We start from the raw sequence: 26,383 nt of genomic DNA, 5'->3' as shown, positions 1-26,383 counted from the left end.
GCGGGGTGACCGAGAAGAGAGAGCTCGCGTCGCCGGGTCCGCTCGTCGCCGACCGCCGCTCCGCGGACTGGCGCGACGCACCCGGATGGACCGACCCGACGGTGTCGCGTCTGTCCACCGCCATCGGCGGCCCCGTCGGGCGGTACGCGCTGCTCGGTCGCACCCGGTTCTTCACGCCGCTGCGCGCGCTGCTGCTCCTGGCGGTGGTGTTCCTCGCTCTCGGCTGGTTCACCAAGGCGGCCTGCATCCAGCAGGGGCCGGTGGGTGAGAACGGCGTGCTCGGGCTGGACTGGAGCGGCAACCGGCAGTACGTCGCCATGTGCTACTCCGACGTCGTGCCGCTCTACGGCGCCGAACGTCTCAGTGCCGGCGCCTTCCCGTACAAGACGTCGTGGGAGGAACCCGGGCCGGACGGGCAGACCCAGGTCCGGTACATGGAGTATCCGGTCCTCGCCGGCCTCTACCAGTACGTCTCGATGCGGGCCGCGAAGGCCTGGGACGCCGCGTCGTGGCTTCCGGGCGGCCTGCAGGTGGCGATCTACTTCGACATCGTCGCCGTCGGTCTCGCCGCGGCCTGGCTCGTCACCGTGTGGGCCACCGCGCTCTCCGCCGGCCGGCGAATCTGGGACGCGGCGCTCGTCGCCGCCTCCCCGCTGGTCGTCGTGCACGCCTTCACCAACTTCGACGCCCTCGCCACCGCCTTCGCGGCCGGTGGGCTGCTGGCCTGGGCACGGCGGCGGCCGGTGCTCGCCGGGGTGCTGCTCGGACTCGGTGCCGCCACCAAGCTGTACCCGTTGCTGCTGTTCGGTCCGCTGCTGCTGCTGTGCCTGCGCACCGGGAAGCTGCGGGCGCTGGGACAGGCGGCCGGTGCCGCGGCGGCTGCCTGGCTCGCCGTGAACCTGCCGATCATGATCCTCTACCCACGCGGCTGGGCCGAGTTCTTCCGGCTCAACACCGAACGCGGTGCGGACCCCGATTCGATCTACAACGTCGCGCGGTCACTGACCGGGTGGTCCGGCTGGGACACCTCCACACTGAACTCGGTGTCGCTGTTGTTGTTCGCCGTGGCCTGCGCCGGCATCGCGTGGCTCGCGTGGACGGCTCCACGCCGCCCCCGCCTCGCCCAGTTGTGCTTCCTGGTGGTCGCCGCGTTCCTGCTCACCAACAAGGTGTGGAGTCCCCAGTACTCGCTGTGGCTGGTGCCGCTGGCCGTACTGGCTCTGCCGCACCGGCGGATCCTGCTGGCGTGGATGACGATCGACGCCCTCGTCTGGGTGCCGCGCATGTACTTCTATCTCGGTGCCGAGAACAAGGGTCTGCCCGAGCAGTGGTTCACGACGACCGTGCTGCTGCGCGACCTCGCGGTCGTGGCGCTGTGCGCGCTCGTCGTCCGGCAGATTCTCCGTCCGGCCGAAGATCTCGTGCGCTACGGATTCGTCGACGATCCCGTCGGTGGTGTGCTCGACCACGCCCCCGACGCTCCCCCGCGGTGGATACCGGAGCGGCTCCGGCCCGGCGCCCGGCGGAAATCGCCCCCCGAATCGTCCGATCCACGAACACCCGCGTCGAGTGCCGCGCCGTAGTTGAGAGCCGCGCGCAAAGGTGTTTCCCGCGCGCGTAAGAACATGCGCAGGATGAACTTCCGCGCGCGGGCGCGCGTCCGTGCGCTACACGCGCAGCGCGTCGAAGGGCGCGACGGGGAGATTGCGGACGACGAACCAGCCCAGCACCGCCCACAGCACGATCTGCGGCGCCCACCGCCACTGGTACCACTGGGTGATCCGGCGGCCACGGACCCGGCCGGCCGTCCACACGACGAACGACCACCCCAGCAGGAGCACCGCGACCACACCGAGGGCGTTGTAGCGCAGCGCTGCCGGAACATCGAGGCGCACCATCGAATACAGCATTCGCGACGAGCCGCACCCGGGGCACCAGATACCGAACAGCGCGCGGGTCGGGCACGGCGGAATCGGGCCACCCGGCGTCGTCGGATCCGCCCACGCGACGGCCGCGCACACGCACACCGACACGGCCGCCACCCCGACGGGAGCGGCGAGCCGGGCGGTGAGCGTCTGCACGGCCGGGTGCCTCAGTAACTCGACGACGAAACCGCCGCGGCGATGACGACGATGTAGAAGACGACGATCACCGCCCATACCGCGACGCTTGCCACCACCGACCAGATCGCCCACTTCTTCGCGTCGTCGGCCGATCGGCGCGCGGCATCGAACTGGCCCTGCGCCCAGAGGGAATTGACCTGGCTCGCCTTGATGATCGAGACGACGCCGAGCGGCAGGCAGCACAGGATCGTCGTGAGAATGCCCCACACCAGGTTGTTGTCGGGCGGTGGCCCGAACTGCGGCCCCGGGTAGTACCCGTAGCCGCCCGGCGGGGGATACCCGCCCGGATTGTTCGGCGGGTACTGCGGATAGTCACTCATCTTCGTCCTCGATCACCCCGTCGGGATCTCGGCCTGTTCCGAGTCCCCCCGCGCGGAAGGGTAGACCAGCCTCGGTGCTGCCGCACCCACGACGACCGCATCGGCTGCCCGGCCGGGACGTGTTCAGCGGCGTTCCCCGCTCATCGCCGGCATCCGGGGTTGCTCCTCGTCGGGTGGGGTCGGGCCGGGCCGGCGCAGCGGTGCGCCGGCGAACACGAAGAACAGCACGACGAGCAGCGCGGCCCGGCCCCACACCCCGACGAGGGTGAGCAGCAGCGGGATCGTGGTGTCGCTGTGGGTCATGGTCGCGTCGAACCACAGGAACACCCCGATCCCGATGGCGAGGTCCACGGTGAGGTACGAGACGATCAGCGGCCAGCGCACCCGCAACAGCACCAGGAACGGCAGCAGCCACAGGGTGTACTGCGGCGAATGCACCTTGTGCAGCAGCAGGAATCCGCACAGCATCGCGGCGCCGACCGCGACCCACGGGTAGCTGCCGTCGCGGCGGTACCGCCGCCACCCCAGCCACAGCGCCAGCGCGAAGGCGGCGCAGATCGACAACGGCGAGACGACGGAGACGATGTCGTTGTACTCGGCCGTGACCTCGGTGTCCTGGTAGCCGCCGACCAGCGGCCGCAGCCCCCAGTACCAGATCGAGTTGCTCGTGGCATCGGCCGCACGGTTGCCCTGGAACTCGAACGATGCCCGCCACCCCGGATACCCGAGCAGCGCGAACGGCAGGTTCACGGCGATCACCGTGGCCGCCGCTGCGGCGCCCACCGTCACCGCGCCGCGCACGTCGCGCCGGGGTCGCGGTTCGTCCCCGCCGGTGAGGACGTACGCGATCAGCGGCAGGACGAAGATGCCGGGATACACCTTGAGGCAGAACCCGATCGCGAGCAGGACGGCCGCGGCCACCGCACGGGTGCGCAGGGACCAGCGTCGCACCCCGAGCACGGCGACGGCCCCGACGGTGGTCGCGACGACGGGCAGGTCCCAGTTGAGGAAGCCGTACAGCACCAGCGGCGGCGTGACCGACCAGAGCAGCGCGGCCCATCCGGCCAGCCGGCCGAGGAGCCACGCGACGAGCAGGCCGAACGGCGCCAGCAGCAGCGCGGAGTGCAGGAGGAACTCGGCGTCGGTGTGGGCACGCAGGGCCCCGACCCACATGAGGATGCCGCTGAGCACCGGGTACTCGACGGTGCCGCCGGTGAGCACGCCGTCGCGGGTGATCCCGCCGTCGAGGAACGGGAACAGATGCAGGTTGATGCCGCGCCCGATCCACAACTGCTGGATGTCGGAATAGCAGACCGTGGCGTCCTTGACCGCGTCGAACCGCACGCTGCGGCCCTGCGGGTCGAACGGCGGCCCGGCACAGCGGGCCTTGTTCAGGTAGCCGAGCCACATGGCGAGCGCGCACGTCGCGACGGCGACGAGCGCGGGCGTCCGGGAACTCGTGCGCATGTTCTTCACCCTAGGTCAATTTCGCTGGTCAAGGGCGCGTCGTGTAGCCTGCATGGGTTGCTGACGCAACGACCCTCCTGTCACGGACCGTCCGTGACCGCCCATAGTCCATAGGAGGTGATGAGGTCTTATGCGTCATTACGAACTGATGGTCATTCTCGACCCCAGCCTGGACGAGCGCACTGTCGCCCCGTCGCTGGATACGTTCCTCAACGTCGTTCGCCAGGACGGCGGCAAGATCGACAAGGTCGACGTGTGGGGTAAGCGTCGTCTCGCGTACGAGATCGCCAAGCACAGCGAAGGCATCTACGCGGTGATCGACATCAGCGCTACGCCCGCCACTGTCGCAGAGCTGGATCGCCAGCTCGGCCTGAACGAGTCGGTGCTCCGCACCAAGGTTCTGCGCCACGGCAAGTGAGTCTGTCGGCGTCCGGCCGTAGGCTCGGGCGCATCAGGACTCCACACACAGCAGGAGGAACCACATGGCAGGCGACACCGTCATCACCGTCATCGGCAATCTGACGGCTGATCCCGAGCTGCGTTTCACCCCGGCGGGGGCCGCGGTCGCGAACTTCACCGTCGCGTCCACGCCCCGCATCTTCGACCGTCAGTCCAACGAGTGGAAAGACGGCGAGGCGCTGTTCCTGCGCTGCAACATCTGGCGTGAGGCAGCGGAGAACGTGGCCGAGAGCTTGACCCGTGGCTCGCGCGTCATCGTGCAGGGCCGGCTCAAGCAGCGCAGCTACGAGACGCGTGAAGGCGAGAAGCGCACTGTCGTGGAGCTCGAGGTCGACGAGATCGGCCCCTCGCTCCGCTACGCGACGGCCAAGGTCAACAAGGCCAGCCGTGGCGGAGGCGGTGGCGGGGGCGGCTTCGGTGGTTCCTCCGGAGGATCGGGCGGGGCCCGTGCGGGCGCGAGCACCGGCGGGGACGACCCGTGGGGCAGCGCTCCGGCGGCGGGCTCCTTCGGCGGGGACGACGAGCCGCCGTTCTGATCCGACCTTCGATCGGAACATTCGGAAAGTACGGAGAAAGACCATGCCTAAGGCGCCCGCGCGCGAAAAGGTTTTGAAGAAGAAGGTCTGCACCTTCTGCAAGGAAAAGAACGTGCAGATCGACTACAAGGACACGACGTTGCTGCGCAAGTACGTCAGCGACCGCGGCAAGATCCGCGCCCGTCGTGTCACGGGCAACTGCGTGCAGCACCAGCGCGACGTTGCCATCGCTGTGAAGAACTCGCGTGAGGTGGCCCTGCTTCCTTACGTCTCGACGGCTCGCTAAGGAAAGGGAGGGACACACGATGAAGCTCATTCTCACTGCCGACGTGGACAACCTCGGTGCGCCTGGCGACACCGTCGAGGTCAAGGACGGCTACGGCCGCAACTACCTGCTGCCCCGCGGCCTGGCGATCGTCGCCACCCGTGGTGCCCAGAAGCAGGTCGAGGGCATCCGCCGGGCTCAGGAGGCTCGTGCGGTGCGCGGTCTCGATCACGCCAAGGAGCTCAAGGCCGCGATCGAGGGCCTCGAGAACGTCACCCTGGCTGTGAAGACCGCCGGCGACTCGGGCAAGCTGTTCGGCTCGGTCACCGCAGCGGACGTTGCCGGTGCCGTCAAGGCCGCCGGCGGCCCCGTCGTCGACAAGCGCATCATCGAGCTGCCCAAGGCGCACATCAAGTCGACCGGCAAGCACACGGTGATCGTGAAGTTGCACCCGGACGTGACCGCGAAGTTCGATCTGAACGTCGTGGCCGCCTGATTCCGGTCCTCGAAGAGCCCTGCGCCCCCGGTGCAGGGCTCTTCGTCGTCTGTCCATAGGGCCTGTGGATAACTCGCCAAGGGTACCGGTAGGTTTGTGACCTGCGGCATAGCGACGCGGGTGTCGGAACCGGGTAACACGCCCGGAAACACATACGGCGCGACACGCCGAGCGGGTTGTTCTCCACACGTGTGAAACTCGATTTGTTCCCTCTGAGCAGCACCGATGCAGAGTGTGAGATGCGTTGTCCCCAGGTTGTCCCCAAGGGGTGCACAAGGCCGTCCTCCCGTTTCCACAATTCATCCACAGATGTGTGCACAGGCGGATTTGGACGGGGCGTTCCCAGTGCCTAACGTCGAGCGCGCGCGTCCGAAGGACGTGTCGGTGGGGCCGGGTAGAAGTGGTGACGAGCGCGGTTGGACAGGGCCTGTCCCCCGCGAAGGTGCCGAGATGGGGAAGGACGGCGTCGCGTGGCTGTAGTGGACGATCGGGGCCATTCCGAGTACCCGGGACCGCCGGAGGAGCCGGCGGGCGACTTCGGCCGCCAGCCCCCGCAGGACATGGTCGCCGAGCAGTCGGTGCTCGGAGGGATGCTGCTCAGCAAGGACGCCATCGCCGACGTGCTCGAAGTACTGCGGCCCGGCGACTTCTACCGTCCCGCCCACCAGGCGGTGTACGACTCGATCCTCGATCTCTACAGCCGTGGTGAGCCGGCCGACCCCGTCACGGTGTCGGCAGAACTCGACCGGCGCGGAGAGCTCCGCCGCATCGGTGGCGCCGCCTACCTGGTGACGCTGACCCAGACCGTGCCCACCGCCGCGAACGCGAGCTACTACGCCGAGATCGTCGCCGAGAAGGCCATCCTGCGCCGCCTCGTCGAGGCCGGCACCCGCATCGTCCAGTACGGGTACGCCGGCTCCGAGGGGCAGGACGTCGCCGAGGTCGTCGACCGCGCCCAGGCCGAGATCTTCGAGGTCTCCGAGCGCCGCACCTCCGAGGACTTCGTCCCGCTCGAAGAGCTGCTGCAGCCCACCATGGACGAGATCGACTCGATCGCCAGCCGCGGCGGCATCTCCCTCGGCGTGCCCACCGGGTTCGCCGAACTCGACGAGATCACCAACGGTCTCCACGCCGGGCAGATGATCATCGTCGCTGCCCGCCCGGGCGTCGGCAAGGCGCTGGCCCTCGACACCGCCCTGCCCACGCCCGGCGGCTGGACGACCATGGGCGAGGTCGCAGTCGGCGACGAACTTCTCGACGCCCACGGCCGTCCCACCCGGGTGCTGGCCGCCACCGACGTGCTGCACGGCCGCCCCTGCTTCGAGGTGGAGTTCTCCGACGGCACGGTCCTCGTCGCCGACGAACAGCACCAGTGGCTCACCTCCGACGGCGGTCCGTCGCGCGTGCGCACCACCGGGGAGCTCGCGGCTTCGCTCTCCGCCGGCCACATCGTCGGCAACGTCGCTCCGCTGCACCTGCCCGTCGCCGAGCTGCCCGTCGCCCCGTTCACTCTCGGCGCCTGGCTCGGTGGTCCGTCGGCCGATCCCCACGTGCACATGCGGGTGCAGGGCGAGGGCGGATTCGCCGAGGAACTCATGACGCTCGGCGCGCACATCCCCGGTGCCTACCAGCGGGCGTCGGAACAGCAGCGGCGCGAACTGCTCGCCGGTCTGCTCGACGCCGGTGGCCACGTCGAGGACGACGGCACCGTGCGATTCGAATCGGACTGCGCCCGCCTGCGGGCCGACGTCGCCGAGCTGCTGGCCGGCCTCGGCTACACCTGCACCGCCACCGGATCGGCGGTGCGATTCGCCACCGACGACGACGTGTTCGTCCTCCCCAGCAAGGCCAAGGCGCACAAGCAGACCCGCACGACGGTGCCGCGGCAGCGTCGCATCGTCGCCGTCCGTCCGGTCGAGTCCGTGCCGGTGCGGTGCGTCGAGGTCGACGGCGAGCACCTGTATCTTGCCGGGCGGTCGATGGTGCCCACCCACAACTCCACGCTCGGCATGGACTTCCTGCGGTCCTGCTCGGTCAAGCACGGCATGGCTTCTGTCATGTTCTCCCTCGAGATGGGCAAGACCGAGATCGTCATGCGGCTGCTCTCCGCCGAGGCGAAGATCAAGCTCGGCGACATGCGTTCGGGCCGGATGACCGACGACGACTGGACGCGCCTCGCCCGGCGGATGAGCGAGATCAGCGAAGCGCCCCTGTTCATCGACGACTCCCCCAACCTGACCATGATGGAGATCCGCGCAAAGGCGCGGCGCCTCAAGCAGAAACACGACATCCGGCTGATCGTCGTCGACTACCTGCAGCTGATGACCTCCGGTAAGAAGGTCGAGTCCCGTCAGCAGGAGGTCTCCGAATTCTCGCGTAGCCTCAAGCTTCTCGCGAAGGAGCTCGAGGTCCCGGTGGTCGCGATCTGTCAGCTCAACCGCGGTCCCGAGCAGCGCACCGACAAGAAGCCCATGGTCTCCGACCTTCGCGAGTCGGGATCGCTCGAACAGGATGCCGACATGGTGATTCTGCTGCACCGGCCCGACGCATTCGAACGTGACGACCCGCGTGGCGGTGAGGCGGATCTAATCCTCGGCAAGCACCGTAACGGTCCGACGGCCACGATCACCGTCGCGCACCAGCTGCACCTGTCGCGCTTCGTGGACATGGCGCGGGGCTGAGCGGTCCGCCTCGCGGCCCTGCCGACGTCCGACGGGATTCGCGCGCCGATTCGGAACTTGCCCAAGCAATTCACGCGGCAAGTTCCGAATCGGTGGGCAAGTTTCGAGCGCTACCGCACCGGCCGGCTCGTCGACAGTGCGACGGCGCCGAGTACGCCGACGGCGGCGAAGGCGTAGAAGCCCCAGGGGTAGGCGATGCCGGCCTGCAGGAGCGCACCGCCGAGGATCGGACCGCAGATGGCGCCGATGCGGCCCACGCCGGCGGACCAGCCGAGCGCCGTGGCGCGTGCCTCGGCGGGGTAGGCCGCGCTGGTGAAGGCGTAGACGAGCACCTGGGAACTGAAGACGAAGCAGCCGGCAAGGAACACCAGCACGTAGACGCCGTAGGCGAGGTTGATGCTGAGCGTCGCGAGGAACAGCGCGGCGAGGGTGAACCACGCGAGGCCCGCGGTGCGGGCGCCGATCCGGTCGGCGACGCGGCCGGCGACCAGCAGGCCCGCGACGGCACCGGCGTTGAGCACGAGCAGCAGCGACAGCGACGCACCGAGGTCGTAGCCGGCTTCCCGCATGATCGTCGGCAGCCAGGTGTTGAGGCCGTACACCAGGAGCAGCCCCATGAAGGAAGTGACCCAGATGGACACGCTGGTGCGTAGCAACTGCGGCGAGAACAGGGCCCGCACCGGCGACGCCGGCTTCGCGGTGGCCGGGGTGTGGTCGGCATCGGATGGCACGACATCCGTGGACGGAAGTCCGTAGTCGGCAGCGATGCGCTCGGCTTCGTCGTGCCGGCCTCGCGCGGACAGGTACGCGGGCGACTCGGGCAGGTAGCGGAACATCAGGGGGACGAGAACGAACGCCGGCAGCGTGCCCGCGACGAACATCGCACGCCACCCGGAGCTCTCCAGCAGGACGAGAGCGAGCAGCGCGGTCGCCACGGCGCCGACGTGGTAGCCGGTCATGACGGTGGTCGACGCGGATCCCTTCTTGCCGGGCATGAATTCGGCGACGATCGCCAACGCGGTGGGCAGTGCCCCGCCGAGGCCGAGGCCCGCGAGGAAGCGCAGGACGCCGAGCATCTCCGGTGACGTCGCGAACGCGCATGCGAGCGTCAGTACCGAGAAGGCGGTGACGGAGAAGATGAGGGTGCGTCGCCGGCCGAGGACGTCGGTCAGGGTGCCGATGGCCAGGGCTCCGAGTGTCATGCCGACCAGGCCGGCGGTCGAGATGACCGTGAGGCTGCCGGCGTCGACGTCCCAATCCGGGTAGTCCAGCAGCGCCGGGTTCACCGCACCGAGAACGACGAGGTCGAAGCCGTCGAGGAGTACCGCGACCCAGCACAGCGCGATGACGAGTCGCGCGGAGCGGGTCGTGTGTCGGGCCGCCTCGGTGGCGGTCCCGTCCGAGCTTGTTCGCATAGTGCACACCTGTTCGTAACCGAGTGATCGTTCGGATTGTGACTGTGTGCACTGCGGTACGTCAACTCCCCTGCGAGACAAGCTCGATCGGGAAAAATGATCAGGCAGAAGCTATTTCACTCAGTGAAAACGACCATTGTGTCGGCGGTCCCGAGGTGGATCAGACAGGCTCAGCCTGGGGCGCGAGGGTGAAAGGCGATCTCCGGAACGACGGGACGGAGCGGAATGCGCTGCAGTGGTGCAGTGCGCGAATCCCGGATGGTGGGCGACGGGCGCGCCCGGGCGGCCTCGGATGGTGTGGCTCAGGTGCCGGTGGGATGCCGGAACGGCAGTTCCTGCAGGTGAACTCGCTCGGGTTCGATGAGCGAGACGATCGCCGAGCGCATCGGGAAGTCGGTGCCGACGTAGCGGTTGCTCATCCGGTCCATGATCTCCACCGCTTCGTCGCCCTGGAGTTCCTCGACGACCCGGCCGCGGACGACGACCGACCGATAGGGGTTGTGCTCGTCGCAGACGGACACGGCGACGCGGCCGTCACGGCGTAGATTGGCGACCTTCTGGTTCTCGCGAGCGGAGAAGATCGCCAAGCGATCACCTTCGACCGCAATCCACACGGGAGAGACATGCGGTGAGCCGTCGGGCATGAGCGTCGCGACGTGTGCCATGTTCCGCGCCCCGAGCAGAGCCCGCACCTCGGCGGACAGTTCGGCCATGAGCGGCAGCCTACTCGCGCGCGCATCGGTGCACAGGCTGTTGCCGCAGGACAGGCGGCCCGGACGGAGGTGCTGCCCCAGCGAAACGACGCGGGGGCAGGGGCCACTCCCGCGATACGGACGTGTAACACGACCGAGGTCCCGAGCGACGTTCCGTCCGACGCGTCGACACCGCAACCGGGGTCGTCGACACGGATCGAGATCGGATGGGGTGGGACCATGGCACTCGACTGGGCGGTGCGAAACAAGCGGATTGTCGCGGCTGCGGTGGCACCCGTGGCGCTCGGGGCGGCGGCGGTGGTAGCGATCGCCGTCTCGGAACCGTCGGCCCCGTCGACGGCCCCGACGACGCTGACCGCCTCGGTCACCGAGTGCCACGACATGGTCAGCATCGCGGTCGGCGGGCGCAATGACAGCCCGCGTCCCGGCACGCATGCGATGCTCCTCGACGCCGACGGCAACCCCCTGCCCGCGGCCTCGTCCACCGACTTCAGCAGCCCCTGGGTCGACGAGGTCGTCAATGCCCCGCGCGACGACGTGCCGGAGGGCTCGTACTCCGCGGTGTACGTCGAGTACCCGGCGGACATGTCGTCGTACGACGACGCCGTCGAGACCGGCGTGGACAACGCCCAGACTGTGATGCAGGCGATCCGCGAGGCATGCCCCGACACGAAGTTCGCCGTCGTCGGGTACAGCGAGGGCGCCGATGTGGCGCGCCGGGTGGCGATGGAGATCGGCAACCAGGAGGCCGCCGAGGACGGGTCGTACGAGATCGTCGATCCGGATTCGGTCGTCGGTGTGGTCATCCTGGCCGACGCCGGTCGTCAGGCGGGCGAGGGACCGTTCCCCGGTGCGGAGGACGAGTTCCGCAACCCGGACGGGTTCGACCTCGCCTACCAGTCGGGCCGCGACAGCGCGTCGGGCAGCGGTTCGCTGCCGGGCACCTCGGGAAGCTTCGGGGCGCTGGACGGCAAGGTGGCGTCGTTCTGCTCGGAGGGCGACCTCACCTGTTCCGCTCCGGAGAACATCGCCCTGCTGCAGCTCGCAGTGAACGTGGGCCGGCAGCTGAACGTCGACGCACTCGAGCGCGACGGCCTCACGCCGCAGACCGCGCTGGACGTCGCCACGGTCCTCGGGCGGATCGCAATGGCCGCCTTCGCCGACATCCAGTCGCAGGAGAACTGGATGCAGAGCGACGAGACGTTCCTCGACGTGCTCATCAAGGTGTCGGATCCGTCCTACGAGCCGGCCACCCGCGATGTCGCCTCGGACGGCACGGACGAGGAGATCAGCTCCGGTGAGCTGATCGACCTGGCCTACCTGCCGGCGAAGCTCCGCAACGAGGTCATCGGGTTCCTCGCCGACAACGAGAACACCCTCGAGGTGGCGCTGAGCGACCCGTACCAGCAGACCCTCGGTCCCGATACCGGGCACCACTTCGACTACTGGCGCGACTCCGACCCCGAGAACGGAAAGCCCCTGACCTCGGCGCAGTACGCGGCAGCCTGGCTGACGCACCTGGCGAAGCAGGCCGAGAGCGGCGAGCTCGACAAGGCCGAGGCCGAGTCGACCGCCCCGAAGCTGGTCGTCTCGTCGAAGCCGATCGATCCGGCGCCGATCCCGCCGACGGTGGACGAGGACGCGGAGAAGGCCGCCGCCGAGGCCACCACGACCGCCCCGACGACCACCTCGCGGACCCCGGCCGCGACCACCACGACGGCGGCGTCGCCGGCGCCCGTCCAGGCCCCCGCGCCCGCCCAGGCGGCGGCTCCCGCTCCGACGGCGACCACGACGTCCCCGGTTCCGTCCCCTGCAGTGCAGTCCCCGGTCGTCGAGCCGCTGCCGCCCGTCGAGTCCACGACGACGGAGTCGAGTGCCGCCGAGACCACGACGCCGGCGGCCACCACCACCGCGACGACCACCACGCCGGTGCCTCAGCCGTAGGCCGGTCGAAGGCTCGCCTCGCGGATCGTCCTGGCCCTGGTCGTCGACGCGACGACCAGGGCCACCGCGGAGAAGGCGGGCAGTGGATGGCCCAGCAGCACCGCGACGGCCAGATCGGCGGCCACTGCGCCCGTCGCCATCGTGAAGACCCACGGCGGCGCGGTGGGCAGTTTCGCCTTCCCGGCCGTCCACGGGGTACGGGCCCAGGGTTTCGCGACCGACAACCACGCCTGGAAGGCGAGCGCCCCGACCATCAGAGCGGTACCCGCGATCATCGGCCCCGCCGGTCCGGACGCGCCGTCGCGGGCGGCGTCCACCGAACTGTTCAGGCCCGCCGACAGCAGGAAGATCCCGAGGTTCACCTGGACCACGGTGAGGACGAACTTGATCGCGACCCACCAGTAGCGCAGGAAGCCCCACGGCGTCGCCGCCGCGAGCAGGAAGCCCGTGAACGCCGACGCGTTGGCCAGCGGGACGAGCAGCGAGCTGTCGAGGTGCTGCGCCATCGTCGTGCCGGCCACCCGCACCGCGGGATCCACCGCGGTGCTGCTCAGCGTCAGCAGGACGAGCAGCGCGAGGGCCTGGCTCATCCATCCCACGGACGTGACCACGTGCAGCCACACCGTCGCCTGCCGCCACCGCTGCCCCGGACGTTTCGCCATGGGGTCCACTGTCGCCCGGCGCACGCTGGAGCGAATCCGGGATCACCCGGAGAATCCCCCTGAAATTGTCGTGCCCGGGTTCAGCCGTGCTCGATGTACGACTCGAGCTGGTCGCGTTCGCACTGCAGTTCGTCGATCCGGCTCTTCACGACGTCGCCGATGCTGACGATGCCCACCATGCGGCCGTCCACCACGACGGGCAGGTGCCGGATCCGGCGTTCGGTCATGGTCTCGGCGAGGCTGTCCACCGTGTCGGTGGGCAGGCAGGTGGACACCGTCGTGCTCATGATGTCCCGGACGCGGGCGGCGAGCAGGGCGGGGCCGTGCTGGTGGAGCCGGCGCACGACGTCGCGCTCGGAGACGATGCCGATCACGGCGTCGCCCTCCACCACCACGAGGGCGCCGACGTTGTGGCGGGCGAGCGTACCGATCATCTCCTCGACGGAGCGGTCCGGCTCTATCGTGGCCACCACCGGGCCCTTGTTCCGCAGCACGTCCGCGATCCGCATCCGGGCACCCCGATCCATCCGTTCCCACCCGCCGTGACGGCGATCGATGGTTGTCGATCTTATTCCCGCAGGTCGGCGAAATTCGGGGTGGTTATCCAGTCGTGACTCGTGCTCGGAGTCGGGCCCCGGATCGTTATCCGGTGGCGTCGCCCATCACGGCGCCCTCGCGACGCGGGTCCGCGCCGCCGATCCACCCGGACTCGTCCCGGCGCAGCGCGCTCAGGCCGCTGGACTGGGGGAGCACCGCAACCTGATGACCTCGTGCGCGCAGCTCGGCGACGAGGGGATCGCGGGCCCCGTCGTCGCTGCCGTCGATCGCCGGATGCTCGCCGCCGACCCCGGTGACGGGCGTGTTGGCCGCGCCGAAGGCGACCGCCGAGACCGCCTGCTGGGGATCCAGACCCCAGTCGAGCATGCCCACGAGGGTCTTGACCACGAACTGGATGATGACGGAACCACCCGGCGAGCCGACGACGATGCGCACGTCGCCGCGGGTGCCGTCGGGGTTGCGGTCGAACACGAGGGTCGGTGCCATCGAACTGCGCGGCCGCTTGCCCGGTTCGACGCGGTTGGCCACCGGGACCCCGGCCTCGTCCACGGGTTCGGCGGCGAAATCCGTCAGCTGGTTGTTCAGCAGGAAACCGTCGACCATGTGGAACGAGCCGAACGCCGATTCGATCGTCGTGGTCATCGAGGCCACGTTGCCGTATTCGTCCGCGATGGAGATGTGACTGGTGCCGTGTTCGCGATCCTGTGCCGGAACGCCCAGGGGCACCGGTCCGAAGTCGCCGGGCTGTGCCGTGCCCATGCTCCGGCCCGGGTCGATGAGATCCGCCCGGGCGCGCAGGTAGTCGTCGTCGAGCAGGGTCTGCGGCGAATTGCCGGGCAGGGGAACGAAGTCCGAGTCCGCCACGTACTTGTCGCGGTCCGCGTACGCGAGCCGCTCGGCCTCGGAGATCAGGTGCACGGCGTCGGCGGTCGGCTCGCCCCCGTTCTCGTCGACCTCGGTCGGTCCCAGCGCGGACACATCGAAGTTCTCCAGAATGCCCATCGTCGCCGCGACGGCGATCCCTCCCGAGGACGGGTTCGGCATGCCGCAGATCTCGTGCTCCCGGTAGGGCGTGCACACGGGGGTACGCGTCTTCACCTCGTAGCCGGCGAGGTCGTCGACGGTCATCGTCCCGGGGGTGCGGCCCCCCGTGTCGGTGTCGGTGGCGTCGACGATGTCCTGGGCGAGCGCTCCGGTGTAGAACGCGTCGGCTCCGTCGGACGCGATGGTGCCGAGCGTCTTCGCCATGGCCGGATTGACCAGGACGGTGCCCGCGGTCTTGGGTGTGCCGTCGGGGTTCAGGAAGTACGCCCGTGCCTCGTCGTCGACGGCGAGGTCGGGCGCGGCGTCGGCGATCGCCGCGGCCATCCGGTCGCTGATCACCACCCCGTCCTCGGCGAGGGCGACGGCCGGGTCGAACAACCGGGCCCACTCGGTGCTCCCGTGGTCGCGGTGCACCTCCTCGAGCAGGCGCACCACCCCGGGCACCCCGATCGAGCGGCCGCTGGCGCGGGCGTCGGGCCGGGGTTCGGTGCGGTCGGTGTCGCTGATCCAGCGCAGGTAGTTCTCGGTGGCCGACATCGGTGCCGTCTCGCGGCCGTCGTACGCCTGCACCTGCCCGGACTCCGCGTCGTAGTAGAGCAGGAAGGCGCCGCCGCCGATCCCCGACGATTGGGGCTCGACGAGTCCGAGCACCGTCTGCGCGACGACCAGTGCGTCGGCGACGGTGCCGCCGTCGCGCAGCACCTTGCATGCCGCCTCCGTCGAGACCGGGTTGGCAGTGGACACCGCGTACGTCGCGGTCGTCACGGCCGTCATGTCGTCCCGGTAGCCGGTGGCGACCTCGGGGTTGGTGGCCAGGTCCCGCTCACCTGTGGGCGGTGCCGGCGGCGCGGCGGACAGGGGGGTGCCGTTGGGAACCGAGATGCACTCCGCGGTGACCGCCGGGTCGTCACCGGACGACGTGCAGGCGCCGAGCAACGCGACGGACAGGGTCGCGGCGATCGCGACGCGGATCGGGGAGCCCACCTTCGCCGGCGCTGTCATCCCTCCGACGGTAACAGCGGCCGCCGGTGCCCGAAGTGCTTCCGACGAAATCCGTTTCGGCCGGGCCGTCGCTCCGGGCCACCGCGTCCAGCGGCGAACCGTCCGGTCATCCGCGTGCGGCACGACCGTTGTCCGTGTCCGATCGGCGCGCGGCTGCGGAGCGTATCCGCTATCCCAGCAGCAGGATTCCCGTGAGGGCGATCGCCGAGACCCACACCGTGGATGCGGCGGCGAGGGCGAAGGGGCGCCAGCCCACGCCCCGCAGTACGTCGAGCCGTACGCCGGTGCCGAGCGCGAACATGGCGGCCGTGAGCAATGCGGTCTGCGTGAGCCGGGCGACGTCCAGGACCGGGCCGGGGAGCAGGCCGGTGGCCCGCAGGGCGACGCAGCCGAGGAAGCCGAGGAGGAACAGCGGCACCAGCGGCGGTCGCCGCACTTCGGTCTGCTCGCGGTTACGGCGGCGCGACACCGCCCCGATCCAGGCGACCACGGGTGCGAGCATCGCGACCCGGGCGAGCTTCACGGTCACGGCCACCGCGAGCGCACTGGCGCCCAGCGCCCCGGCTCTTCCGGTGTCCACGGCTTCGCCCGCGGCGACGACCTGCGCCACCTCGTGGATCGCCGCCCCGGCCCACATGCCGGCCTGGGTGGTGTCGAGTCCCAGCGCGGAGGCCGCGAGCGGAAGTCCGGGAATCATGGCGGTGCCGAAGACGACCACGAGCGCGACGGAGGTGACCACGTGTTGCTTGCGGGCGTCGACGACCCCGTCCACCGCGGCGACGGCGGCGGCGCCGCAGATCGAGAAGCCGCAGGCGACGAGCAGGCGCTGGGTCCAGTCGAGCCCGAGGAGTCTGCCCAGTGCCATCGTCCCGGCGATGCCGCCGGCCACCACGGCCACGACGAGGCCGAGCACGCCCCAGCCGAGGGCGAGCACGTCGGTGACGAGGAGTTGCAGCCCGAGGAGCGCGACCCCGATCCGGAGCAATCGGCGGGAGGCCACGGCCAGGCCGGGGCCGGTGGCCGCCGGGAGGGAGGTCGTGTTGGCCAGGAGTGCGCCGAGGACGATGGCGATCAGCAGGGGGCTGATGCCCCCGACGAAGCGGGCGGCGACGAGGGCCACCGCTGCCGCCGCGGCACAGACGGCGAGTCCCGGGAGCGGAGCGCGCAGGCGTGCCGCGGCCGGAGCCGAGAGCGCCTGGAGAGAGGTGGCCATGGTCTCCACCCTGGCGGGTGGCGCGCGTCGCGGATAGACGGTGTTTCGGCATCACCTCATATCGATTCGATATGAGCTGATGCTGCAGTAGGCACGGCCGCGCCGCCGCGAAGCGAAATTCATCGCCGGTGTGCGAGCGCCCGCACCGCGACGTCTCCCGCGGTCTGCAGCGCCTGCACGAGCACGACCAACACCACCACCGCGACCATCAGGACCGGGGTGTTGAAGCGCTGGTACCCGTAGACGATGGCGAAGTCGCCGAGCCCGCCGCCGCCGACGACCCCGGCCATCGCGGAGTACCCGACCAGCAGAACCGCGGTGAGGGTGGAACCCGAGATCAGAGACGAAAGCGATTCGGAAAGAAGTACTTTGGTGACGATCTGCCGGTTCGAGGCCCCCATGGCCCGGGCCGCGTCCACCCGCCCACGCGGAACCTCTCGCAGCGCGCTCTCGACGATGCGGGCAAAGAACGGGATCGCGCCGATCGTCAAGGGGACGAGCGCGGCGGTCGGCCCGATCGCAGTCCCGACCACCAGACGGGTCACACCGATCAGCGCGATCAGCAGGACCAGGAACGGCAGTGAACGGAACACGTTGACCACGGCCCCCAAAACGAGATACAGCGGTCGGATCGGGCGCAGCCCGTCCGGCGCGGTCACGTGCAGCAGAACACCCACGAGCACCCCGCCCACGACGGTGAGGAGGAAGGCGACGCCCACCATGTAGAGGGTGTCGAGCGTGGCGGCCCACACCTCGGGCAGGGCGTCGTACCAGCTGAGTTTGTTCATGCCCCTACTCTCGCCACGGCGCCGGTCGTCCACGCGACGGTGACGTCGGGCAGGGTGGCGAAGAATCGGTCCACCGCGTCGCGATCCACGTCACCGTCGAAACGCACGTGCAGCTTGCCGATATCGGTACCGGCGACACGGTCGACCCGGCCGCCGACGACCGCGACGTCGACCCCGACGTCGCGGGAGAGCCGGGACAGCCACGGCGTGGCGACGGCGGATCCGCGGGCGGTGACGAGCGCGGTCACGTCACCGTTCTGCTCGCCGACACCCGCCGGCAGCAGCGCATCACCGAGGCGGGACCCGGGGTCGGCTACGAGATCGGCCACGGGACCGGATTCGACGATGCGGCCCCCGTCCAGCAGAGCCGCGGACGTGCAGATCCGGCGCACCACGGACAGCTCGTGGGTGACGACGACGATGGTGACGCCGAGGGTCCGGTTGACGGCCGCGATCAGATCGAGCACCTGCTCCGTGGTGATCGGGTCGAGGGCACTGGTCGCCTCGTCGCACAGCAGTACGTCGGGCTCCGCGGCGAGTGCGCGGGCGACGCCGACGCGCTGCTGCTGCCCGCCGGACAACTGCGAAGGGAAGGCGTCCCGCTTGTCGGTGAGCCCGACGAGCTCGAGCAACATCTCGGCCCGGTCCCGGCGCTCCGTCCTCCGTACGCCGGCGACCTCGAGCGGAAACTCGACGTTCGCGCGGACGGTGCGGGAGTGCAGGAGGTTGAACTGCTGGAAGACGGTGCCGATGCGGCGGCGGGACGCGCGCAGCCGGCCTTCGGACAGGTGCGAGAGGTCCTCGCCGCGCAGGAGGATGCGTCCGCTCGTGGGGCGTTCCAGCAGGTTCAGGCATCGCAGCAGCGTGGACTTGCCGGAACCACTGGGGCCGACGATGCCGAAGACTTCTCCCTCCTCGATCTTCAGGTCGATTCCGCGGAGTGCGTCGATCGTGCCGGTGCTACCCGTTGCAGGGTACGACTTGGTGAGTCCGTCGACGACGATCACGCCCCGACCTCGTGGACGGGTACGACTGCGCCGTCGTAGTTCTCGGCGATCCAGGCAGCGACCTCGGGCGACTCGATGGCGTCTGCGAGGGCGGTGACGGCGGGATCGGACGCATCCTCCGACCGCACCACGAGGATGTTCTCGAACGGGTTGTTGTCGACGGATTCTCGGACGATGCTGTCGTCCGCAGGGTTGAGCCCCGCTTCGAGCGCGTAGTTCGAGTTGACGACCGAGGCCGTGATCGCCGGATCGTCGACGGTGCGCGCGAGCTGCGCGCGTTCGAGTTCGACGAACCTCAGGTTCTTCGGATTCGAGACGATGTTCGCGGCAGTGACCGTCGCGATGTCCGCTTCGGACAGCGGCTTGTCGAGTTCGAGCAGGCCCGCCGACTCCAGGAGGTAGAGCGCGCGCGCGAAATTGGTCGTGTCCTTCGGCAGCGCGATCGTGTCGCCGTTCTTCAGGTCCGCGACCGCGGCGATCTTGTTCGAGTACAGGCCGAGCGGTTCGAGGTGTACGGCGGCGGCCGACTCGAGGTTGTCCACGCCCTTCTGCTGCTGCCAGTCGGCGAGGTACGGGTGGTGCTGGAAGAAGTTGGCGTCGACGTCACCGGCTTCGAGCAACTCGTTCGGGTCCACCTCGCCGGTTACGGGCTTGATGTCGAGGACGACGTCACCGAGCGCACCGGATTGCCGCACGTGTTCCAGGATTTCGACGTGCGGTGTCGCGGAGGCGGAGATCACGAGCGTGTCCTCGCCGGTCCCGGAGGCGGAGCAGGCGGCCAGTCCGGTGGCGAGGGCGACGGCGGAGACCAAGGACAGGTTGCGGCGCAGAGTCATTCGGAGTGTTCGCTTTCGTCGACATCGCCGGGCCGGCCGGCGATGAGGGGGGAATTCGAGAGGTCGGCGTGATGGCGCTCGGTGACGTTGGGGTGTGCCCGCAGTCGTGACTTGAGTGCGTTGAGCCCGTACACGGCGTGCAAGGCGTCACCGTGCTCGTCCGCACCGGCGCCGCGGGCCTCGGCGGCGAGTGCGCCAGGCAGTCGCACATGCGGCAACGCCCGATCCAGTGCGGGATTGAGGAAGAACGGTAGGGATACCCGGTCGGTGCCGGGAGCCGGCGGAAGGACCCGGTGCGTCGTCGCCTTCAGGTAGCCGCCGGTGGCCAGTTCGAGGAGCTCGCCGATGTTGACGATGAAGTGTCCGGGCAGGGGTTCGACGTCGACCCAGGTACCGTCGATCTCCACCTGGAAGCCGGTGCTTCCGGGTTCCGGATAGAGCAACGTGAGAACTCCCACGTCCTTGTGACTGCCCACACCCTGTCCGGTGATCGATCGGTCGTGGCCCGGGTAACGCACGATCTTCAGCAGCGGATCGGGGTCCGTGAACGCACCCTCGAAGAAATCGGCTGGTGCGGAAAGGGATTCGGACCATGCGCGGAGGAGTCTACGGCCGACCGTGCCGGACTGTTCGATCCACTGCAGCGCGAGCGGCCGCAGCTGCGGCACCCGGCTGGGCCACAGGTTCGGACCGTGCAGCACCTCCCACGGCCGATGGGGGTCGAACTGTGCCACCGGAGCCCGTTCGGGGCCGATGTCGAGTTGCTCGCGCCAGTCCACATATCCCTGGGTTCGTTCACCCCCGACGCGGGTGTAGCCGCGGAAATGAGGTGAGTGGGAGTTCTCGATCTCCAGCTTCACGGGGTCGGGCAGGGCGAAGAACGCGCGTGCCGCCGCGATCAGCCGGTCGGCGAGGGCCGGGTCGATGCCGTGGCCGGCCAGGTGGAAGAAGCCGACCTCGTGCGTGACCCGGCGCAGCCGGTCGAGCAGGGCGGCCCGGGTGGCGGCATCGCCGTCGAGGCCTGTGAGGTCGACGACGGGCAGGGTGGTCGAGGGAGGCATCGCGGGGAGTCCTTTCGGGCCACGTCGAGCGCCGGGTGCCCGGGAAACGGGCAACGCGGCACCGGCGGCCGGAGGAGATGTCGGTATCGGGAGACGCGGGTGCGTCCGGTGGGACGGCTGTCAGCGACAACAACACGCCGGGGCGTGCGTGCCCACGACGCATGCGATCACGACCTGCGCGTGACTGGTGCCGACCATCTTTCCTCCGATGGGCCGCGGGCGCGGCCCGTTCGTGGCGGGAATCCGCCCTCGGTGCTGCCGGACGGTCACGCTATCCATTGGACGGGTCTCGGACAACCCACGCCCTTTCGGGCGGGTCCGACCTGCACCGATTTCGGATCACGACGATCGCAATCCTGGTCCGCACCCCGGTGCACGGCTACCGTGACGCCGATGCCGAGACGGCGACGTGTCCGGCCGGGCGCAACGGTTCCGATCACCTCGAGGACAACCCTTCGCGGACGCCCACCGGGACGGCAGACTCTGTAGTTCGTGCGCTTCCAGATACTGGACATCATCTTCAACCCTCCGCATCCGGTCACCGGCGACGTCGTCGCTCCCGCGGACCGCCTGAACCGCGTCGTCGAGATGGCGGTGCTCGCCGAGCAGCTCGGCATCGACAGTTACTCGGTCGGCGAACGTCATGCCGGCGACGTGCTCTCGTCCAGCCCGACCGTCGTCCTCGGTGCCATCGCACAGGCCACCGAGCGGATCCTGTTGTCCACGGGTGTGACCGTACTGTCGGTGCTCGATCCCGTGCGCGTCGCCGAGGATCTGTGCACCATCGATCAGCTGAGCCGGGGCCGCCTCGAGATCGTCATCGGTAAGGGCAACGAGGTGCTCCAGTACCCCCTGTTCGGCCTCGACATCGGCAAGCAGTACGACTACCTCACCGAGAACTACGAACTGCTGCGCCGGTTGCTGCGGGAGGAACACGTCGACTGGTCGGGTTCGTACCGAGCGGCACTCGCCGATGTCACGACGCTGCCCCGCCCGTTCGACGGGCCGTTCCGCATCTGGCACGGATCTGCCACGTCGGCGCGCGCCGTGGACCTGGCGGCGAAGTGGGGAGACCCGATCGTGACGGCCAACGCCCTGCAGCCGCGGGAGAACTACAAGGTCCTGATCGATCGATACCGCGAGCGCTTCGCCGCACACGGTCACGACCCGGCGAAGGCCTACGTCGGCTCGGGTTCGGGCGGGTTGTTCCTCGCGGACACCACGGAGAAGGCGATCGAGGAGTACCGGCCGATCTACGAAGGCGTGGTACGCCAGGCCGACAAGAGGAAACACGATCCGGACGCCGTCGGCAAGACCACCAGCTTCCGCACGATCGAGGAGGCGGTCGAGCGGGGTCCGGCCCTTGTCGGTTCCCCGGACCGCGTGGCCGAGAAGATCTTCGACTACCACGAGTGCTTCGGCCACGTCCTCCAATCCGTATCCGTCAACCACGTGCTCGACTTCGAACGCCAGAAGGACACCCTGCGTCGATTCGCCGAGGAGGTCGTACCGCTGGTGCGCGCCGAGGTACCGCCGACGACGCTGTGGAGCGAATCCGACACCGAGCGCGCCAGAGGGTTCACCACCGATTCGCCGGTGGGCAGCCGATAGCGATCCGTCGACCGGCCGGGAACCGGCCAGAAGGGCTCCACCCGTGACCACGTCCCACCCACTCACAGCGAACCCCGGCGCCGGCGCGGATCGGGTGGTCGCTCGCTCCGAGGCACTCGACCGGCGCGATGCCCTCGAACGACGCTTCGGTGCTGCCGACACGGCCGGCCCCTGGAACGAGGTGCTGGCGACTCGGCTGGCGCACCGGTCGGTGCGCCGGTTCCTCGACCGTCCCGTCCCCGAGGACCATCTGCGCGCCGTCGTCGCCGCCGCGTCGTCCGCGGCCAGCTCGAGCAATCTGCAGCTGTGGTCCGTCGTCGCCGTCACCGACCGCGAGCGGATCGATGCGCTCGCCACCCTTGCCGGCGATCAGGATGCGGTCCGCCGCGCGCCGCTCTTCCTGGTCTGGCTCGCAGACTTCGCACGCTCGGAGCGCATCGCTACGGTCCACGGCCGAGAACTCGTCAATGCGGACTTCGCCGAGGGCACCCTGCTCGGCGTGGTCGACGCGGCCCTGGCCGCGCAGAATGCCGTGGTCGCGGCGGAATCGATCGGCCTGGGCACCGCGTATATCGGCGGCATCCGCAACGAGCCCGAGCGCGTCGCCGACGTCCTGGAACTGCCGCAGCGGGTTTTCCCGGTCGTCGGCCTCTCGGTCGGCTTCCCCGATCCGGCGGGGAAGGCCGAGGTCGAGCCGCGACTCGGTTTCGACGTGGTGTGCCACCGAGACCGTTACCGACTCGAGGCGCAGGACGCGGGTATCGCTCGGTACGACACCCGCGCCGAGGACTTCTACCGTCGACAGGGCCTGCCGGGCAGCTGGACCGGACGAATCGTGGCACGACTGACGGATCCGGGTACGCTGGGATCGCGCCGCCGACTTCGAGACGCGTTACGCGAAAGGGGTTTCCCGACGAACTAGAGGCGCCGGCAACCCCGGCACCGCCTCGGCTGTGCCCCGACGAAGACCGTCGGGGACGGCCACGATCGACTGCAGACAGGTGAGGATCGAGCACTATGACCGAAACAGCGTGGAGCCGCAGGCACGTGGACCTGTGCCGCACCCGCTCGTGTCTCTGTGCCTGCTGACCTGAGTACGTATCTTCCCGATTCCTCCCTCCGTCTCGGTATGTACCTCCTTCAAGGAACGGCTATGTCCCTGTCTATGTCGAATGCCCTCGAATACTCCGCCACCGCCGCATCGGAGCACGTTCCGGGCGTCCGTAGCGACGAATACCGCTCGGCCCTTCGGCGGCACCCCGCCGGGGTCACGATCGTCACTCTCGAATCCGGCTCCGGCCCGGTCGGGTTCACTGCGACGTCCTTCGCTTCGCTCTCCCTCGATCCGCCGCTGGTCTCGTTCAACATCACCGACACGTCGTCGAGCATCGGCGCCGTCCGCTCGGCCGAGTCGTTGGTGATCCACCTGTTGGGCGACCATCAGCAGCATCTCGCGCAGCGCTTCGCGCGCAGCGCGTCGGAGCGGTTCTCCGACGAGTCGCTCTGGACGCGAATCGAATCCGGTGAACCCGTTCTACACGGCACGCCGGTCTGGCTCCGGGTTGTCGTCGACCGGTTGATTCCGCTCGGTGACAGCACTCTGGTCGTCGGTGTCGTGGTTCGTGCGCACGAGGACCCGAATCCGGCGGAGGGCAAGAGTATTCCGTTGCTCTACCACGAGGGCGCCTACCATCGCCCCGTCGCATTGGAGGAGTGAATCATGAGTCGCCTGCCGAGTCTCCGGAACGAGTGTCCGAGCTGTCGCCACACCGCATCGCCCGTCAGCTCGTCGGATCCCCTCCTCGACCGGAGCCTCACATGGAAATCCTCGCCACTCGCAATGACGTAGTCACCGACGCCGGTGCCGAACTCGTTCTCGTCCTGCGACTGCCCGACATCGGAACACACTCCTCGCGTGACCTGGCGGCGCTCGCCGACGCCCTTCGCGAGGCCGCCCAGGATCTGGTTCCGGGCGTGAGCACCCATACGGTGCTCAGCCCGACCCCCATCCCGTTGATCATCGACCTTCCCGCCCGCGACGTCCTGCTCGACGGCCGGCGAGTGCTGCTCAGCCACAGCGAGTTCGAGATCCTCGCCTATCTCGTCCGCAACCCGAGGACCGTGGTGTCCCGGGCCGTCCTGCGCGACCTCGGCACCGGGGTGCGGGAGGTGGACAGTCGCGGCCGGAACGTCGATGTCCACGTCTCCCGGATCAGGACCAAATTGCAGCAGTTCGGCAGCATCATCTCCACGGTCCGCGGCAGCGGATACCGCTTCGACCCGCACCCGGCCGTTCACATCACGGAACTGCTGACGAGGCGGTGCGCATGACGCCCGGGCACGACGACCTCCCCACAGGTCGCCCTTCGGCGGCCGCCCCCGAATCGGAGACGCTAGGTCTACTGCGGCGGCTGTTCACCGAGGTCCGGTGGCCGGACGTCGCCACCACCCGCGCGGTGATAGAGCTGTGCACATGGTGAGCGCGGTCCGACCAGAACCTCCCGGCAGCGCACCGCACCGGGATACCCTGAATGTACCTGGAAAGGCACCTGCGTGAAGACCACCGTCGTCGCCGGCAACCCCAAGCCCGGCTCCCGCACCCTCGACGCCGCCACCCTCCTGGCCACGGAGCTCACCGGCTCCGCACCTGACCACGCCGTCGACGTGATCACCCTCGGGCCCGGTCTGCTCGGTTGGGGTGACGATGCCGTCACGGCGGCGGTGGAGACCGTCGCCGACTCGGACCTCGTGGTCTTCGCCAGCCCTACCTTCAAGGCCGCCTACACGGGCATCCTCAAGCTGTTCCTCGACCAGTTCGCCACCAGCGACGGCCTGCGCGACGTCACCGCCGTGCCGCTCATGCTCGGCGCCGGCCCGGCCCACGCCCTGGCCCCGGACCTGGTGCTCAAGCCGGTGCTCGTCGAACTCGGCGCCACGACCCCGGCGCCGGGTCTGTACCTGCTCGACTCCACGTACACGACCGACACGCGGATCGCGGACTACGCCCAGCGCTGGGCGCCTGTCCTGCGATCCGCGTGGCGGTGAGCGGGCCGGGTCAGACGACCACGGGCTCGAGGTCGTCCTGATCGGCGGCCTCGAGTTCGCGCACGAGCGGCAGCACCTTCTCGCCGAAGTACTCGATCTCCTCCTGGAAGTGGAGGAAGCCGGAAAGGATGAGATCGACTCCGCGCCGGCGGTATTCGACGATGCGGTGGGCGATCTGCTCGGGCGTGCCGATAAGCTGGGTGCGGAAGCCGTCGTTGTACTGGACCAGGTCCTCGAATGTCGAGTCGGCCCACATGCCCTTCTTGTCCCCGGTGGACGCACCGGCCTGCTGCACGGCGCCGCGGAAGCCCTCGACCGCCGGGCGGTTCGCCTTCTCGATGATCTCGCGGAGAGTGTCGCGCGCTTCTTTCTCGGTGTCGCGGGCGATGATGAACCCGTTGAGGCCGACCTTGACCTCGCGCTGGTGCTCGCGGGCGACGGCGCGCAGGTCGGCGATCTGCTCGCTGATGCCGTCGTAGTCCTTGCCGTTGCTGAAGTACCAGTCCGCGAAGCGCCCACCGTTGGCGATCGCGGCGGTGGAGTTACCGCCCTGGAACAGTTCGGGATTGGGTCGCTCGGGCGTGTTGGCCGGCTTGGGCTCGAGGGTGAAGTCGTGGATGCGGTAGAAGTCGCCGCGGAAGTCGACATCGTCCTCGGTCCAGATCTTGCGCAGCGCCTGCAGGAACTCGGCACTGCGGCGGTAGCGTTCGTCGTGCTCGAGCCACGGCTCGCCGAGGTGGGTGAACTCGTCCTTGAACCAGCCGCTGACGACGTTGACAGCGAACCGGCCGCCGGAGAGCTGGTCGGCGGTGGCACCCAGTTTGGCGAGCACCGCCGGCTGCCACAGTCCGGGATGGACGGCGGCGATCACCTTCAGGCGCTCGGTGGCCAGCAGGAGAGCGAGGGAGAAGCTGGTGGACTCGTGCTGGAACTCCGCACCGTAGCTGGCCTCGTACCGCACCTGGCTGAGGGCGTACTCGAAGCCGTTGTTCTCGGCGGTGCGGGCGAGCCGGACGTTGTAGTCGTAGTCCCAGCTGGTCCGCTGTTCGATGTTCGAGGTGACCAGGCCGCCGCTGACGTTGGGCACCCAGTAGGCGAATTTGATCTCGGGGGTGATGTGTTCGGTCGACATGGGCA

General features: G+C 69.2%; 27 protein-coding genes. 13 read left to right on the top strand and 14 right to left on the bottom strand.

The window, feature by feature from the left end; translation table 11 throughout:
- Positions 1-5: 5 nt before the first annotated feature.
- Complete coding sequence (locus ACM26Y_RS24650; protein ID WP_289378397.1) at positions 6-1,583, top strand: glycosyltransferase family 87 protein; 1,578 nt, start codon at positions 6-8, stop codon at positions 1,581-1,583.
- An 84-nt stretch (positions 1,584-1,667) separates the two neighbouring features.
- Here the strand turns inward: ACM26Y_RS24650 and ACM26Y_RS24645 are convergent, their stop codons facing one another.
- The 3 genes from ACM26Y_RS24645 to ACM26Y_RS24635 all read right to left on the bottom strand — a co-directional run bounded on the left by ACM26Y_RS24645 (position 1,668) and on the right by ACM26Y_RS24635 (position 3,910).
- Positions 1,668-2,081 (bottom strand): DUF2752 domain-containing protein, encoded by a 414-nt coding sequence (locus tag ACM26Y_RS24645; protein WP_416062222.1) that lies wholly within the window; start codon positions 2,079-2,081, stop codon positions 1,668-1,670.
- Between the two features lie 11 nt (positions 2,082-2,092).
- Positions 2,093-2,443, bottom strand: coding sequence for a CD225/dispanin family protein (locus ACM26Y_RS24640; RefSeq protein ID WP_003938617.1), 351 nt, complete (start codon positions 2,441-2,443; stop codon positions 2,093-2,095).
- Between the two features lie 123 nt (positions 2,444-2,566).
- Complete coding sequence (locus tag ACM26Y_RS24635) at positions 2,567-3,910, bottom strand: glycosyltransferase 87 family protein (protein WP_416062221.1); 1,344 nt, start codon at positions 3,908-3,910, stop codon at positions 2,567-2,569.
- Positions 3,911-4,040: 130 nt separating this feature from the next.
- Between ACM26Y_RS24635 and rpsF the strand changes: the two genes are divergently transcribed.
- The 5 genes from rpsF (at position 4,041) to dnaB (ending at position 8,347) form a co-directional block, all read left to right on the top strand.
- Positions 4,041-4,328 (top strand): 30S ribosomal protein S6, encoded by a 288-nt coding sequence (gene rpsF / locus ACM26Y_RS24630; RefSeq protein WP_003938619.1) that lies wholly within the window; start codon positions 4,041-4,043, stop codon positions 4,326-4,328.
- 64 nt (positions 4,329-4,392) lie between these two features.
- Positions 4,393-4,905 carry a single-stranded DNA-binding protein gene (locus tag ACM26Y_RS24625; protein ID WP_010596250.1) on the top strand — a complete coding sequence of 171 codons (513 nt, stop codon included), beginning with the start codon at positions 4,393-4,395 and terminating at the stop codon, positions 4,903-4,905.
- A 43-nt stretch (positions 4,906-4,948) separates the two neighbouring features.
- Positions 4,949-5,191, top strand: coding sequence for a 30S ribosomal protein S18 (rpsR, locus tag ACM26Y_RS24620; RefSeq protein ID WP_003938621.1), 243 nt, complete (start codon positions 4,949-4,951; stop codon positions 5,189-5,191).
- A gap of 19 nt (positions 5,192-5,210) precedes the next feature.
- Positions 5,211-5,666, top strand: coding sequence for a 50S ribosomal protein L9 (gene rplI / locus ACM26Y_RS24615; protein ID WP_003938622.1), 456 nt, complete (start codon positions 5,211-5,213; stop codon positions 5,664-5,666).
- Between the two features lie 470 nt (positions 5,667-6,136).
- Entirely contained in the window at positions 6,137-8,347 is a 2,211-nt protein-coding gene (dnaB, locus tag ACM26Y_RS24610; RefSeq protein WP_416062220.1) for a replicative DNA helicase, read from the top strand.
- A 110-nt stretch (positions 8,348-8,457) separates the two neighbouring features.
- Here dnaB and ACM26Y_RS24605 read toward each other — a convergent pair whose 3' ends face one another.
- Positions 8,458-9,762 carry an MFS transporter gene (locus tag ACM26Y_RS24605; protein ID WP_416062219.1) on the bottom strand — a complete coding sequence of 435 codons (1,305 nt, stop codon included), beginning with the start codon at positions 9,760-9,762 and terminating at the stop codon, positions 8,458-8,460.
- A gap of 302 nt (positions 9,763-10,064) precedes the next feature.
- A complete protein-coding gene (locus ACM26Y_RS24600) occupies positions 10,065-10,475 on the bottom strand; it encodes a TIGR03618 family F420-dependent PPOX class oxidoreductase (RefSeq protein WP_416062218.1) in 411 nt (136 codons plus the stop codon).
- A 219-nt stretch (positions 10,476-10,694) separates the two neighbouring features.
- Here ACM26Y_RS24600 and ACM26Y_RS24595 point away from each other — a divergent pair, with 219 nt between their 5' ends.
- Entirely contained in the window at positions 10,695-12,419 is a 1,725-nt protein-coding gene (locus ACM26Y_RS24595) for a cutinase family protein (RefSeq protein WP_416062217.1), read from the top strand.
- Here the strand turns inward: ACM26Y_RS24595 and ACM26Y_RS24590 are convergent.
- From ACM26Y_RS24590 to ACM26Y_RS24555, 8 genes are all read right to left on the bottom strand, one after another.
- A complete protein-coding gene (locus tag ACM26Y_RS24590) occupies positions 12,410-13,081 on the bottom strand; it encodes a hypothetical protein (RefSeq protein WP_054371800.1) in 672 nt (223 codons plus the stop codon). The genes ACM26Y_RS24595 and ACM26Y_RS24590 overlap by 10 nt on opposite strands.
- Positions 13,082-13,161: 80 nt before the next feature.
- Positions 13,162-13,590 carry a CBS domain-containing protein gene (locus ACM26Y_RS24585; protein WP_416063749.1) on the bottom strand — a complete coding sequence of 143 codons (429 nt, stop codon included), beginning with the start codon at positions 13,588-13,590 and terminating at the stop codon, positions 13,162-13,164.
- A 133-nt stretch (positions 13,591-13,723) separates the two neighbouring features.
- Entirely contained in the window at positions 13,724-15,685 is a 1,962-nt protein-coding gene (gene ggt, locus ACM26Y_RS24580) for a gamma-glutamyltransferase (RefSeq protein WP_416062216.1), read from the bottom strand.
- Positions 15,686-15,854: 169 nt separating this feature from the next.
- Complete coding sequence (locus tag ACM26Y_RS24575; RefSeq protein ID WP_416062215.1) at positions 15,855-16,898, bottom strand: YeiH family protein; 1,044 nt, start codon at positions 16,896-16,898, stop codon at positions 15,855-15,857.
- 119 nt (positions 16,899-17,017) lie between these two features.
- Positions 17,018-17,686, bottom strand: coding sequence for a methionine ABC transporter permease (locus tag ACM26Y_RS24570; protein ID WP_416062214.1), 669 nt, complete (start codon positions 17,684-17,686; stop codon positions 17,018-17,020).
- A complete protein-coding gene (locus tag ACM26Y_RS24565; RefSeq protein ID WP_010596240.1) occupies positions 17,683-18,693 on the bottom strand; it encodes a methionine ABC transporter ATP-binding protein in 1,011 nt (336 codons plus the stop codon). The genes ACM26Y_RS24570 and ACM26Y_RS24565 overlap by 4 nt, the downstream gene beginning before the upstream one ends.
- The gene (locus ACM26Y_RS24560; RefSeq protein ID WP_416062213.1) at positions 18,690-19,529 is read right to left on the bottom strand and encodes a MetQ/NlpA family ABC transporter substrate-binding protein; all 840 of its coding nucleotides are present in this window, start codon (positions 19,527-19,529) and stop codon (positions 18,690-18,692) included. The genes ACM26Y_RS24565 and ACM26Y_RS24560 overlap by 4 nt, the downstream gene beginning before the upstream one ends.
- Positions 19,526-20,590: an isopenicillin N synthase family dioxygenase gene (locus ACM26Y_RS24555; protein WP_416062212.1), complete on the bottom strand. Its 1,065-nt coding sequence runs from the start codon at positions 20,588-20,590 to the stop codon at positions 19,526-19,528. Before ACM26Y_RS24555 ends, ACM26Y_RS24560 begins: the two co-directional genes overlap by 4 nt.
- A 492-nt stretch (positions 20,591-21,082) precedes the next feature.
- Here ACM26Y_RS24555 and ACM26Y_RS24550 point away from each other — a divergent pair, with 492 nt between their 5' ends.
- The 6 genes from ACM26Y_RS24550 to ACM26Y_RS24525 all read left to right on the top strand — a co-directional run bounded on the left by ACM26Y_RS24550 (position 21,083) and on the right by ACM26Y_RS24525 (position 25,246).
- A complete protein-coding gene (locus ACM26Y_RS24550; RefSeq protein WP_416062211.1) occupies positions 21,083-22,201 on the top strand; it encodes an LLM class flavin-dependent oxidoreductase in 1,119 nt (372 codons plus the stop codon).
- 94 nt (positions 22,202-22,295) lie between these two features.
- Positions 22,296-23,123, top strand: a complete 828-nt coding sequence (locus ACM26Y_RS24545; protein WP_416063748.1) for an NADPH-dependent oxidoreductase — start codon at positions 22,296-22,298, stop codon at positions 23,121-23,123.
- 95 nt (positions 23,124-23,218) lie between these two features.
- Positions 23,219-23,290, top strand: coding sequence for a putative leader peptide (locus ACM26Y_RS24540; protein ID WP_416063747.1), 72 nt, complete (start codon positions 23,219-23,221; stop codon positions 23,288-23,290).
- Positions 23,291-23,354: 64 nt separating this feature from the next.
- Positions 23,355-23,918, top strand: a complete 564-nt coding sequence (locus tag ACM26Y_RS24535; RefSeq protein ID WP_416062210.1) for a flavin reductase family protein — start codon at positions 23,355-23,357, stop codon at positions 23,916-23,918.
- 101 nt (positions 23,919-24,019) lie between these two features.
- Complete coding sequence (locus ACM26Y_RS24530; RefSeq protein WP_040272936.1) at positions 24,020-24,532, top strand: winged helix-turn-helix domain-containing protein; 513 nt, start codon at positions 24,020-24,022, stop codon at positions 24,530-24,532.
- A gap of 222 nt (positions 24,533-24,754) precedes the next feature.
- Positions 24,755-25,246, top strand: a complete 492-nt coding sequence (locus tag ACM26Y_RS24525) for an NADPH-dependent FMN reductase (RefSeq protein WP_416062209.1) — start codon at positions 24,755-24,757, stop codon at positions 25,244-25,246.
- 10 nt (positions 25,247-25,256) lie between these two features.
- On the opposite strand, the gene sfnG is transcribed toward ACM26Y_RS24525, so the two are convergent.
- Entirely contained in the window at positions 25,257-26,378 is a 1,122-nt protein-coding gene (sfnG, locus tag ACM26Y_RS24520; RefSeq protein WP_416062208.1) for a dimethylsulfone monooxygenase SfnG, read from the bottom strand.
- Positions 26,379-26,383: the final 5 nt, after the last annotated feature.

This window comes from Rhodococcus indonesiensis, from assembly GCF_047782815.1.
Taxonomy (GTDB): Bacteria; Actinomycetota; Actinomycetes; order Mycobacteriales; family Mycobacteriaceae; genus Rhodococcus; species Rhodococcus indonesiensis.
This window is presented reverse-complemented; position numbering and strand designations above follow the sequence as displayed.